This window comes from Enterococcus sp. DIV2467a (assembly GCF_050532945.1).
Classification (GTDB): Bacteria; Bacillota; Bacilli; order Lactobacillales; family Enterococcaceae; genus Enterococcus; species Enterococcus faecalis.
Map to the genome: position 1 here is coordinate 723,217 of NZ_CP172896.1, position 12,158 is coordinate 735,374.

Below are 12,158 nucleotides of genomic sequence, written 5' to 3' on the forward strand. Positions count from 1 at the left end.
GTCAACATCTTTACAAGAAATAGGCAACATTTTTTATTTTTAAAAAACTGTAAGCGTTTTACAATGTGTGAGTACTAATTAATTTGATAAAGAGAGGATGTAGTAAAATGGCAACACATTCACGGGAACGATTAGGTTCTGTCGCATTGATGCTCATGACTTTTTCAGCGGTTTTTGCCTTTCCCAGCATTGTTAACAACAGTATTCAGATTGGCCTAGCAACTATTCCAGGCTATTTATTCGGCTCTATTTTTTACTTTTTACCATTTATTCTAATGATTGCAGAATTTGCTTCTGCTAATTCTGAAAATGAATCAGGTGTTCACAGTTGGTTGGAATCTGTGCTAGGACCTAAATGGGCATTTTTAGGCGCTTGGTCGTATTTCTTTGTCAACTTGTTTTTCTTCTGTTCATTGCTACCGAATACATTGATTTATGGTTCATACGCTTTTTTAGGTCAAAACGTTTTTCAAGGAAACCATAGTACTAAAATAATTGCAGTGATTTCTATCCTGTTATTTTGGTTAATGACATGGGTTTGTATTAAAGGGGTTTCGTGGATTTCGAAAGTGACTAGCTTAGCGGGTGGTGCTCGTTTATTTATGGGCGTAGCTTTTGTGGTTTTAGCCTTTGTCGTCGTGTTTGGTTTTGGCAATGAGCCAGCACAAGAGTTTACCACGACGTCAATTATGCCAACTTTTAATTGGACTTTTTTCATGACGATGGCGTGGATTTTACAAGCTGTTGGTGGTGGTGAAAGTATCGGTGTATATATTAAGGATGTTAAAGGCGGCAATAAAACGTTTGTCCGCACGATGATTGGTGCGACGATTGCGGTCGGCATCATGTATATTCTTGGTGCCGTTGCTGTAGGTTTGGTAGTGCCAACGGACGTCTTAAAAGGAAATTTTTCAAATGGTATTTTTGATATCTTTAAAATTTTAGGTACGTATTTCCATATTCCCGCAGCAATGATGGTGCGCTTAGTAGGAATTATCTTATTTGTCGGAAGTCTTGGTTCTTTGGCTCTGTGGACGGCAGCACCAGTTAAAGTATTTTTCTCAGAAATTCCTGATGGGGTCTTCGGTAAGTGGCTAGTGAAAACGAACGAAGAGGGAAATCCAACCAATGCTTTGTTAGTTCAAGGAATTATTGTGACGATTTTAGTTGCCATTCCAGCATTAGGAATTGGAAATATGGATAGCTTTTTAGAAACGTTAATTAATATGACAGCTTCTACGTCATTAGTACCTGTCTTGTTCTTGTTAATCGCCTATATTGGGCTTCGTTGGAAAAAAGAAACAATGCCGAGAAGTTTCCGCTTTGGTAATCGAACCTTTGGCTTAATTGCGGGAATTTTCTTATTAGCCATTTTTATCTTTGTATTTTTTATGTCAACTGTGCCGGATCCAAAATTAATCATGGAAGAAATCAATGGCACGTTACCGAAAGGAACCGCTAGTCCACTGGGCATGTTGGCGTATAACATCATTGGGTTAATTGTCTTTATGGGCTTTGCTTGGATTTGTTGGAAACGATATGAAACAAAAGAAAAAAATGAAGTTGGTAAAGGAGAAATGGATTATGAAGACTTGGGAAAATTATAAAGTAGATAGTATTAATCGGTTGCCTGGACGAGCACATTTTTCGAGCTTTCCTTCGAAAGAAACAGCCTTACTAAATGAAAATAAATATACACAAGCATACAAAAATTTAAATGGACGCTGGCATTTTCTTTTTTTAGAAGCGCCAGAATACAGCCCAGAAAACTTTTTTGCGACGGACTTTGATACAAGCCAAATGGATCAAATCACTGTTCCTGGAAATTGGCAAGTCCAAGGATATGGCAAAATGCATTACTCTGATTTATGGTACAATTTTCCCATTAATCCGCCGTATGTACCAACGGAAAACCCAACAGGTATTTACAAACGGACATTTGCTATAGATGAAACATTTCACGATAAAAAAATCATTTTACGTTTTTGTGGCGTAGATTCAGCTTATCATGTTTGGGTGAACGGCCATGAAGTTGGCTACAGTAAAGGTGCACGAAATGAAGCAGAATTTGACATTACGCCTTACGCTAAAATTGGTGAAACAAATGATTTAACGGTGCGAGTCTATCAATGGTCAGATGGTACGTATTTAGAGGATCAAGATATGTGGTGGTTAAGTGGTATTTTTCGTGATGTTGAATTACTCGGTGTACCAGAAAATGGGCTGGAAGATTTCTTTATTATTTCCGATTTAGATGATTCGTATCAAAATGGCCACTTGGCAATTACGGGTAAATTTTGGCAAGACAAAGGACAACAAGTTCAATTGGAGTTGATGGATCAGCAGGGAAAAACGGTTCTTAAAGAGACTGTCGCGGGAAATCAAGGTACGGTTGAATTTTCAGCAAGTTTGCCGTCTGTCACTGCTTGGTCAGCGGAGAAACCATACTTGTATCAACTATTTATCACTGTTTTTTTTGAAGGGGAAGTCGTCGAAGTTATTCCGCAAAAAGTTGGTTTCAGAAATATTCATGTATCTGGTGAGACTTTCTTAGTCAATGGTGTGGCCATTAAACTAAAAGGAATGAATCGTCATGATTATAATCCGAAAAATGGTCGAGTGGTTAGTCGTGAAGAAATTGAAAAAGATATTCGTTTAATGAAACAATTTAATATTAATGCCATTCGAACCAGTCATTATCCAGCATCTGCTTATTTCTATGATTTATGCGATGAATATGGAATGTATGTGATTGATGAAACTGATTTGGAATGTCACGGCTTTGAATTAACCGGAGAATATGATTGGATTAGTAACGATCCAGAATGGGAAACGGCTTATGTTTCTCGAATGGTACGGATGATTCAACGGGATAAAAATCATCCATCAATTCTCTTTTGGTCGTTAGGAAATGAATCTGCGTTTGGTCATAACTTTATTGAAATGGCCCGTATTGCAAAAGAAATGGATCCAACACGTTTGGTCCATTATGAAGGTGATTTTGAGGCAGAGGTCACGGATGTCTATTCTACAATGTATACTTGGTTGGAACACCCAACTAGAGAATTACTGATGAATACGATTATTGAAAATTCAAAAAAACCGCATATTTTATGTGAATATTGTCATGCGATGGGGAATGGCCCTGGGAATTTAAAAGAATACCAAGAGCTATTTTATGCTCATGATAAATTACAAGGTGGCTTTATTTGGGAATGGTTTGACCATGGCATTGAATCGGTAACAGATAACGGTGAAGTTTATTATCGTTATGGCGGCGATTTCGGCGATGATCCAAGTAACAAAGATTTTTGTATTGACGGGATGTTGATGCCTGACCGTACGCCATCTCCTAGCTTGTATGAATACAAAAAAGTCATTGAACCCATTACAACTAGCGCTATTGACGTTCTGTCAGGTGAATTCTCATTATTGAGTCGGTTTGACTTTGAAAACTTGGCTATCTTTAATCTGGTTTATACAATTACTGAAGATCAAACAGTGATTCAATCAGGGACAGTAGCAGTGCCAGCAATTGCTGCTAGAGCAGAAGGAAGACTGCACTTACCTTATCATTTAGATTTTCCTAAAAAGGCAGGAGCCGCCTATTATTTAACTCTTTCATATCAATTGAAAGAAACGACCGCCTATGCATCTGCTGGTCATGAATTAGCTACCGCACAGTTTGAGTTGCCAATTGCAACGCCAGGGATCGAGATCACACCAGTTGGCACGATGATGGCAAAGGAAATTGGCCCTCATTTATACATTGAAGGACCAAACTTTTCAATTAATTTTGATAAAGTGAAGGGTGCCTTAACGAATGTGACACGAGATGGTAAAAAATTATTGCATAAAGGGCCGAAATTTACATTTTGGCGGGCACCGATCAGTAATGATATGGAAATTATTGATGAAATGAAGAAGAAATATTTCTTACATTTAGAGCATGAAATTGTCCGTTCTTTTGAGTGGAAAAAAGTTGATGATTTTATCCAAGTCATCGTAAAAACAATTAACGGAACGACTAACAGTGCTTGGCATTATCAATGTACCTATCAGTATTTAATTGCACCAAATGGCGAAATTTTCTTCGATTTAAAAGGTAGTCCTGCTGGTAAAATTGAAAATGCGCCAGATATGTTACCACGTTTGGGTGTGACTCTCCATTTAGACAAGTCTCTATCAGAAGTAAAATATTTCGGTAAAGGGCCGAGAGAAAACTATGTAGATTCACAAGAAGCTGGTTTACTTGGCGTTTATGATGCTACAGTGGCGGAAATGTTCACTAATTATGTTGTTCCACAAGCCAATGGTAACCACATGGCGACTAAATGGTCCGCATTCACGGATGATCGCGGCCAAGGGGTAGTAGCAACAGCGGCTGATTCATATAATTTTAGTGTTTCTTATTTTGAAGAACAAGCGCTAGATGTTGCTAAGCATACCAATGAATTACAAGAAAGTGAGTATGTTGTTTTAAATATCGATTACAAACAAAACGCCCTAGGTAGCTACTCTTGTGGCCAGTGGCAATTAGAAAAATACCGAACTACGTTTGAAGAATTCCAATTGGCATTCCGCTTAACACCTTTTAATAATAAAGAGATTCAAGCAGCGGATGTCGCACATGAACGAGTAAAACGACCAACAATTTCTTAAATAAAAGCTCAGAACAGTGCACTTCGGTCTCCTGTTCTGAGTTTTTTTAATGAAATTATCAGAAATTATTGCTTTTTTTTCATGGAAACAAGCAAACTATTTTGTTATCTAATAAAAGTAGTCCATAATAGTAACATAGCGAATTATTCGCTAGATAAAGCATTTAGGAGGAATTATTTTATGCATACTTTATGGGTTTTAATCGTTGGTGCTGTTATCGGTGCTATCGCTGGCGCACTTACAAGCAAAGGTCAATCAATGGGTTGGATTGCGAATATCGTTGCCGGTTTAGTTGGTTCATTTATCGGAGAAAAAATCTTAGGTAGCTGGGGTCCTCACGTAGCAGGTATGGCAATTGTGCCATCAATTATTGGGGCAGTAATTTTAGTTGCTGTGGTTTCATTCTTCTTCGGACGAAAAAATAGCTAATTAAGTAAATAATTGTTTAATTAGTTAAAGGAGGTCGGGACAGAACCGTTTAGCTCCGAGAAATAAGAAGAAATTTCCGAAAATTGCTTTTTAATTTTTGGATAATTTCGGCTTATTTCCGAAGGAGTTGGTTCTGTTCCCACCGTTTATCAGTTTTTGAGCGTGGAGCAAAAATCCAAAGTGATTTTTGTCCCACGCTCCTTTTTTTATTTTCTCGTTAATTTTACGACAACTTCACAACGAGCGGTTTGTGGAAACATATCAACAGATTGTAAATAGTCTACTTGATATACTTTGGCTAATTGAACTAAATCACGTGCTAACGTGGATACATTACAAGAAATATACACCATTTTCTTAGGTGGTTGTTTCAAAAGGGCCGTTAATAATTTACGATCCAAACCAGTCCGTGGGGGATCAACTACAATGGCATCAGGTTTAAAGCCTTCTTTGAACCATTTAGGTAATAAGTCTTCAGCTGTTCCAACAGCATAATGTGTGTTCGTAACACCAAGTCGTTTTGCATTGAATCTAGCATCGTCAATTGCGGCGGGAATGGTATCCATACCACGAACTTGATGCGCTTGTTTCGCTAAACTTAAGCCAATGGTCCCGACGCCACAATAAGCATCAACAACAGTTTCATTTGGTTGTAAATCTAAGGCCTTGATTCCTTCATTATATAAAACTTCCGTTTGTTCTGGATTCAATTGGAAAAATGCTCGCGGCGATAAATCAAAGACAACGTCGTTAATGTGTTCTTCAATGCTTTCTTTGCCCCATAAGTGAAGGGTATCATCACCCATTACTAGAGAGGTTTTTTTATTTTGGACATTTTGCATAATAGAAACAACTTCTGGTAATTGTTCATTAATTGCGCGAACCATTTTTTCTTTTTGTGGAAATTTCTGCGATTGTGTAATGAACACTACTTGGACTTCGCCAGTTTGGATGCCCACTCGAACCATTAATGTTCGAAAGATACCACTATTTTTACGTTCATCATAAATTGGTAATTGAAAGTCATTCAATAAATCAACTAATGTATTCATCACCTTGGTTGTCGCAGGCTGTTGGACCAAACAGTTATCAATCGGTACTAATTGATGTGAATCAGCTTGATAGAGACCAGCTTCTACTTGGCCATCGATTTGGCGTAATTGGAATTGGGCTTTATTTCGATAATTCCAAGGATTCTCCATCCCAATTGTTTTTCGTAGTTCATAGTTTTGATAATTGGCTGGTTTAAATTTGTTAAGTGCCTGCTTTAATAAATCTTTTTTAAAGTCTAATTGTGCTTTGTAGGCTAAATGTTGTAGTTGGCAGCCGCCACATGTTTCATAGACAGGACAAGGAGGGACCACGCGATCTTTAGCAGCTTTTTTGACAGATTGAAGGGTTCCTTCAGCAAATTTGGGTGTAACATTTGTGATCGTGGCAGTCACTTCTTCTTTCGGTAGCGCCCCAGGAACGAAAATAATTAATTTTTTATAATAGCCGATACCTTCGCCATTAATTCCTAATCGTTTAATTTTTAAAGAAATTTGTTGGCCTTTTTTTACTAGTTGTTGGGTCATATTCTTTCATCCTTTAGTCATCTCACATTTTTCACTTCCTCCCATTTTAGCACATTTTTATTTATTTGGCTTCCAAGGATTCTATGGTATAGTAGAATATATGTTCTGATTTAGAGGGGCAGGAGAATAAGATGACAACAATCACACGAATTAGTAAAGATAAAGGTGAATTTTATCTACTTTGGCTATCTTCAGGCGAAAAACTGCGTGTCTCGGAAGATATTTTAGTACGGCAGCGTCTGCTAAAAGGTCAAGAGTTATCAGATACTTTAATAGAAGAAATAAAAAAAGCCAGTTCTTATGATGTCGGGTTACAAATGGCGATGAATTACTTAAGCTATCAATTACGTTCAAAGAAAGAGATTTTTACTTATTTAAAAGAGAAAGAAATTGAACCTGAAGATCGAGTAAAAATCGTTCAACGTTTAGAAGAGCTACGGTTGTTAGATGATGCAATTTTTAGTGAAAGTTACGTACGGACAGCTATGCGAACCAGTGATAAAGGACCACGAAATGTGGCACAACAATTAAAGCAAAAAGGCATTAGTGAAGAAGATATTCAGCATGGTTTGACCTTTTATACGTTAGATGAACAGCTTAATGTTGCCACAGCAACTGCAGAAAAAGCCATGAAACGCTATCGAACTAAAAGTTTTAAAGATGCACTTCAGAAAACGCGTCTGCATCTGATGCAAAAGGGCTTTACAAATGAAATCATTGATCTAGCTTTGGAATCTTTAGCTTTTGAAAAGGACGAAGAACAAGAACAACAAGCGTTAAACAAGGAAGGCGAACGTTTATGGCGTGCCAATCAGCGATTTGATTTTTCTAAAAAAGTCCAAAAAGTCAAACAAAGCTTATTCCAAAAAGGGTTTGACTATGATTTGATTCAGCAATTTATTAGCGAAAAGGAAGTAGAACATGACGAATAAAGAGCCTTGGGAGGCGTGGAGTCCCGAAAAAGTTAGTTCATTCCAGGAAGATTTTTTAGCTTGGTATGAACGAGAAAAACGCAATTTACCTTGGCGAGCGAATACAGATGCATATCGTATTTGGATTTCTGAAATTATGCTACAACAAACTCGCGTAGATACAGTCATTGATTATTTTTATCGATTTATGGAATGGTTTCCGACGATTCAAGATTTAGCGGAAGCGCCAGATGATAAGTTGTTGAAAGCTTGGGAAGGGTTAGGTTACTATTCACGAGCGCGTAATTTAAAAGTGGCAGCGCAACAGATTGTTTCAGAATTTGGTGGGAAAATGCCTGACACAATCGAAGATATTCGGAGTTTAAAAGGAATCGGCCCCTATACGGCTGGTGCGATTGGCAGTATTGCCTTTAATCTCCCCGAACCAGCAATTGACGGTAACGTCATGCGGGTAGTGAGCCGTTTATTTGAAATTGATGCAGATATTGCAAAAGCGAGTAGTCGTAAAGTATTTGAAGCGGCGATGCTTAAAATCATCGATCGTGAGCGTCCAGGGGATTTTAATCAAGCTTTAATGGATCTAGGCTCAGCCGTCTGCACCCCAACTTCACCTAAGTGTGAAAGCTGTCCGCTTCAGCAATATTGTGCGGCCTATCAGGCAGATAAAATGACCGCTTATCCAGTCAAATCAAAAAAAGTTAAGCCGAAAGATGTGTATTATGTCGGCACTATTATTGAAAATAACAAGCAAGAATTTTTATTAGAACAACGACCTGAAACAGGTTTGTTAGCCAATATGTGGCTGTTCCCGATTGAAGAAATTAGCAAAAAACAATTTCAACAATTGCAAAAACTGGCGCAACCAGCAGAAACGGAAAAACAATTAACTTTAGAGTTAGAGCCTGTAACAGAGCCTTTGGTCGCTGAAGAACCTGTCAACTTTTTTACGGACTATGAAACAGTTGTCTGGCAAAAACGTGCCTTAGGCGAAGTCGTTCATATTTTCAGTCATTTGAAATGGCATATCTTAGTCTTTTATGGCCGAAATACAGGCGAATTAGCCACACTAGAGTCGCAGCGATGGGTGGCAGCACAACAATTTTCGGACTATGTTTTTCCAAAACCACAGCAAAAAATGGTGGAATTGTTCAAAAAAGAACACAAAAATAAATAACAAAAAAGAGAGGCTTTTAAACAAACAAGCCCCTCTTTTTTGTTTCCTCTAGGTTATACCTCTATATAAATTCTGCTATGTTTAGTTTTGAAGGGGACTGGTAAGATAGACTTGTCTCTTGTCTGCTTAGAGGAGTAGTAATGATGGTGGAGACTTTTTAAGAGAGAGGAAGTACAGCCAATGAGTAGGAAGCGAAAAATCAGCTTAATTAGTTTAGTCATCATTTTGGTTTTTGTCACAGTCGGCTCAGCATACTTTGCTGTAGCGGGTAGCTATTTAAAGAAAACAATTGATAAAGGCTATGTTCCCATAAAAAATGATTATAATGAAGCGCAAAATAAAGATAGTCAATCGTTTTTGATTATGGGGCTAGACAATACAATTGAACGGAAATTAGGCACAACTAGGACTGATGCTATGATGGTGATTACCGTGAATAACAAGACGAAGAAAATAACCTATTTAAGTTTGCCACGGGATAGTTTTGTGCAAATTGATGCGAAAAATTACCAAGGGATGCAGCGAATTGAAGCCGCCTATACCTACGATGGACCAACAGCTTCTGTTAACACAGTTGAGAAATTATTGAATATTCCAATCAATCATTACGTTGTGTTTAACTTTTTATCTTTTATTAAGTTAATTGATGCAGTTGGCGGCATAGATGTCAATGTCAAGCAGGCGTTTGATGGTGTCACCAAAGACGGGCCAGGATCCATTCATTTTGATGCAGGGAAACAGCATTTAGATGGTACGAAAGCTTTATCTTATGCCCGTGAAAGACATAGCGATAACGATATTATGCGTGGATTCCGACAACAAGAAATTATTCAAGCAGTTGAAGACAAGTTGAAATCTGGTCAATCAATCATGAAAATAATGGACATTATTGATTCGTTAAATGGAAACATTCAAACTGATGTGGATTCCAATGAATTGACTCATTTAGTCAAAGAAGGTTTGACTTGGACCAATTATGATAAACAACAGCTTTCTTTTGACTGGCGCACTTTTAGTAATGAAGGGCGCAGTATGGTTGAACTATATCCAGATAGTATTGAAAATGTCCGTCATCAATTACGTGTGTCTTTAAATTTAGAAAAGCCAGATGAACGAGATCAAGACGGCTATGTCTTCCATACGAACGGTGAATTTTTATATCAAAGTGATTATACCGTTCAAGATGAAGCAGCTGAGGAAAACGAAATGACTTCCATCAACGGCAATACGTATATTGGTGTTCCTGGCAATACACAGACCGGCCCGTTGCCATCAGTTAAAACGGAAAATGGCTTTATAAAATAATTTATTTTCCAAGTGTAGAAAATCCGAACATAACAGATTAAGTAATCCGCTTACTTATTATTCTTCTAAGGAAAAAACGAAGGATTTTAGCAAGGGAACAGCGTATCATTTGATATAAACCCAACATTCCCTTTATAATGAAAGTAACAAGCAAATTTTTGTTACTTAGAAGGGGAAGGGAGCAAGGAGTTATGTTTAGTTATACAGATACCATTTTGTCAATTATGCAAAGAATTGAAGTATACAACGAAATTTTCAAAGCCATCTCTAAAGAAGTTCAAGAATACGGTTGTAATCAGGCTGCACATCGGAGAGGCCGTGACACTTATATGTTTTGCCGAAATAATGTGAATCGTTTTTTTACAGAAGAAATGATGTTTCGTAAAAATTTAGAGCCGTATTATGATAAAGAAGCAACGAAAATCTTGCTAGAAGGATTAGATACGTATAAAGAAGGAGTATTTTTCTGGTTAGAGGCATTAAGTGAATCTTGCCAAGTGACAGATGAATTGAAATATCAATTAGGAATCCGCCAAAAAGAATCCTCTTATTTATTAATTAATCAAGCTTGTAAAGAAGCCTGTGAGGGCATTCAAAGCGCTCATAGTGTTCATAAGATGTAAAAAGTTAGGGATAGCTGTCAATCTGGCAGTTATCCCTAACTTTTTTATTTCAATATCATCTGATAAGCATAACGTTCGCCATCGTTAACATCTAAAATCACGTCACCTTGATAAACAAAGCCAGCTTTTATAATCAGGTGCTGCATGGCGAAATTTTGTGGATGTGTATCGATTCGAATATCAGTAGCACCTTGCAAACGAGCGGCTGTAACCAGTGAGCGCAAAAGCACCAAAGCCAGTCCTTGACCTTGAAAGGAACTTTTTAGAGCAACACGATGAATTGCCGTATACGTAGTTTGAGAATGAGGTTGCCAAGAACCATTAAAAATCGCTTCATAAGCAGGATCAATCTCCGAACATAAAACACCAACGCCTGCCAAGGCATCCTCAACCATTAAAATATAGCAAGTTTGCTGGTCGATATCTTTTGCTAAAATTTCTTGATTCGGGCCATCGCCGTTTTGCCATTGGGGAATGCCACTTTTTTGTAAGGTGCGGCGTCCATCTTCAATGATAGCAAGGATGTCAGGCAAATCAGAAGGTTCTGCTTTTCTTAAGTAAACAGTCAAAAAATATTCCCTCCTCTTAGAAACCTGTTGTTGTTTTCAATTGGTAAATTTTTGAAGGGCGGCCAATGCCAACGGGACGTTCACCTAACTCTTCAAAATATTGTGTCATGGCTTTTTTAAAATTTGAATGGTCAATGCTACGATAATCAACGCCGAGGAACTTCGCAAAAACTTTACGGGCTTCCGTAATGGTGAAATCTTTTCCTAAGACTTGAAGCACTTGCGGTTCATGTTCCATTTTATCAACAACACGATTAAACGCCTTAATTATAATTTCACTATGGTCGAAGGCTAATGTATCTTTACCAAGAGAGGCCGCTGTTTTCAAGTCTAAAGTAATTTCCACATCTTCATGAGATAACGTGATGTGTTGACCATGCCGTTCAAGATTGAACCAGTGGACTTCTTTGGCATCGTCGCCAGCAATTAAAGGTTCTTCACCAATAAAGGCTAAATAGCTGACTGTCACGACCCAGCCACGAGGATCTCGATCTGGGCGACTAAAGCTGTGTAATTGTTCAATATTTTCTTGAGAAATCACCACACCAGTTTCCTCTTTTGTTTCTCTTAAAACACTATCTTCAGTAGATTCGTTACGATTAACAAAACCGCCAGGAAGCGCCCATGAGTTTCTAAAGGGGTGACCTTTACGTTGAATCAGTAAGACTTTTAATTGATCAGCTTCCTTGTTGTAACAAAGAAGAACCATATCAACGGTTAAAGAGGGTTTTTCATATTCAGGTAATTCTTGTTGATGATACCAAGTTAAAAACTCTGCTAAGCTAGCTTGGCGTTCATAATAATTTTTTTCTTCGGCTTTAGAAGCAAATTGTGGCACAATTGCTCCTCCTTTCAAAAAGAAACATGGTTTTCTTTTATTGTATCAT

Annotated in this window: 10 protein-coding genes; 7 read left to right on the forward strand and 3 right to left on the reverse strand. The window is 37.8% G+C overall.

The features are described 5' to 3' along the window. Nucleotides 1-107: 107 nt before the first annotated feature. The 3 genes from IGL80_RS03460 to IGL80_RS03470 all read left to right on the forward strand — a co-directional run bounded on the left by IGL80_RS03460 (nucleotide 108) and on the right by IGL80_RS03470 (nucleotide 5,091). Nucleotides 108-1,607 carry an amino acid permease gene (locus tag IGL80_RS03460; RefSeq protein WP_002359464.1) on the forward strand — a complete coding sequence of 500 codons (1,500 nt, stop codon included), beginning with the start codon at nucleotides 108-110 and terminating at the stop codon, nucleotides 1,605-1,607. Then, on the forward strand, nucleotides 1,540-4,662 hold the full coding sequence (gene ebgA, locus IGL80_RS03465) for a beta-galactosidase subunit alpha (protein ID WP_002404425.1): 3,123 nt from the start codon (nucleotides 1,540-1,542) through the stop codon (nucleotides 4,660-4,662). Before IGL80_RS03460 ends, ebgA begins: the two co-directional genes overlap by 68 nt. Before the next feature lie 180 nt (nucleotides 4,663-4,842). Beyond that, nucleotides 4,843-5,091: a GlsB/YeaQ/YmgE family stress response membrane protein gene (locus IGL80_RS03470; protein ID WP_002356434.1), complete on the forward strand. Its 249-nt coding sequence runs from the start codon at nucleotides 4,843-4,845 to the stop codon at nucleotides 5,089-5,091. Nucleotides 5,092-5,297: 206 nt separating this feature from the next. Here IGL80_RS03470 and rlmD read toward each other — a convergent pair whose 3' ends face one another. Beyond that, nucleotides 5,298-6,668, reverse strand: coding sequence for a 23S rRNA (uracil(1939)-C(5))-methyltransferase RlmD (gene rlmD / locus IGL80_RS03475; RefSeq protein WP_002359466.1), 1,371 nt, complete (start codon nucleotides 6,666-6,668; stop codon nucleotides 5,298-5,300). A gap of 131 nt (nucleotides 6,669-6,799) precedes the next feature. Here rlmD and recX point away from each other — a divergent pair, with 131 nt between their 5' ends. The 4 genes from recX to IGL80_RS03495 all read left to right on the forward strand — a co-directional run bounded on the left by recX (nucleotide 6,800) and on the right by IGL80_RS03495 (nucleotide 10,702). Further along, nucleotides 6,800-7,600 carry a recombination regulator RecX gene (gene recX, locus IGL80_RS03480; protein ID WP_002359467.1) on the forward strand — a complete coding sequence of 267 codons (801 nt, stop codon included), beginning with the start codon at nucleotides 6,800-6,802 and terminating at the stop codon, nucleotides 7,598-7,600. After that, nucleotides 7,590-8,774 carry an A/G-specific adenine glycosylase gene (gene mutY / locus IGL80_RS03485; RefSeq protein ID WP_002359468.1) on the forward strand — a complete coding sequence of 395 codons (1,185 nt, stop codon included), beginning with the start codon at nucleotides 7,590-7,592 and terminating at the stop codon, nucleotides 8,772-8,774. Before recX ends, mutY begins: the two co-directional genes overlap by 11 nt. A gap of 180 nt (nucleotides 8,775-8,954) precedes the next feature. Then, on the forward strand, nucleotides 8,955-10,079 hold the full coding sequence (locus IGL80_RS03490) for an LCP family protein (RefSeq protein ID WP_002356443.1): 1,125 nt from the start codon (nucleotides 8,955-8,957) through the stop codon (nucleotides 10,077-10,079). 137 nt (nucleotides 10,080-10,216) lie between these two features. Then, the gene (locus IGL80_RS03495) at nucleotides 10,217-10,702 is read left to right on the forward strand and encodes a hypothetical protein (RefSeq protein ID WP_002356444.1); all 486 of its coding nucleotides are present in this window, start codon (nucleotides 10,217-10,219) and stop codon (nucleotides 10,700-10,702) included. A 44-nt stretch (nucleotides 10,703-10,746) separates the two neighbouring features. Here IGL80_RS03495 and IGL80_RS03500 read toward each other — a convergent pair whose 3' ends face one another. Together IGL80_RS03500 and IGL80_RS03505 are read right to left on the reverse strand one after the other, a co-directional pair. Beyond that, nucleotides 10,747-11,271: a GNAT family N-acetyltransferase gene (locus IGL80_RS03500; protein ID WP_002359469.1), complete on the reverse strand. Its 525-nt coding sequence runs from the start codon at nucleotides 11,269-11,271 to the stop codon at nucleotides 10,747-10,749. Nucleotides 11,272-11,287: 16 nt separating this feature from the next. Next, on the reverse strand, nucleotides 11,288-12,127 hold the full coding sequence (locus IGL80_RS03505) for an NUDIX domain-containing protein (RefSeq protein ID WP_002384084.1): 840 nt from the start codon (nucleotides 12,125-12,127) through the stop codon (nucleotides 11,288-11,290). Nucleotides 12,128-12,158 lie beyond the last annotated feature (31 nt).

What these genes read in the sequence shown, in the direction of transcription:
- IGL80_RS03460 (WP_002359464.1), top strand. Translation starts at nt 108, where the DNA reads ATGGCAACACATTCACGGGAACGATTAGGTTCTGTCGCATTGATGCTC.
- ebgA (WP_002404425.1), top strand. Translation starts at nt 1,540, where the DNA reads ATGAAACAAAAGAAAAAAATGAAGTTGGTAAAGGAGAAATGGATTATG.
- IGL80_RS03470 (WP_002356434.1), top strand. Translation starts at nt 4,843, where the DNA reads ATGCATACTTTATGGGTTTTAATCGTTGGTGCTGTTATCGGTGCTATC.
- rlmD (WP_002359466.1), bottom strand. Translation starts at nt 6,668, where the DNA reads ATGACCCAACAACTAGTAAAAAAAGGCCAACAAATTTCTTTAAAAATT.
- recX (WP_002359467.1), top strand. Translation starts at nt 6,800, where the DNA reads ATGACAACAATCACACGAATTAGTAAAGATAAAGGTGAATTTTATCTA.
- mutY (WP_002359468.1), top strand. Translation starts at nt 7,590, where the DNA reads ATGACGAATAAAGAGCCTTGGGAGGCGTGGAGTCCCGAAAAAGTTAGT.
- IGL80_RS03490 (WP_002356443.1), top strand. Translation starts at nt 8,955, where the DNA reads ATGAGTAGGAAGCGAAAAATCAGCTTAATTAGTTTAGTCATCATTTTG.
- IGL80_RS03495 (WP_002356444.1), top strand. Translation starts at nt 10,217, where the DNA reads ATGAAAGTAACAAGCAAATTTTTGTTACTTAGAAGGGGAAGGGAGCAA.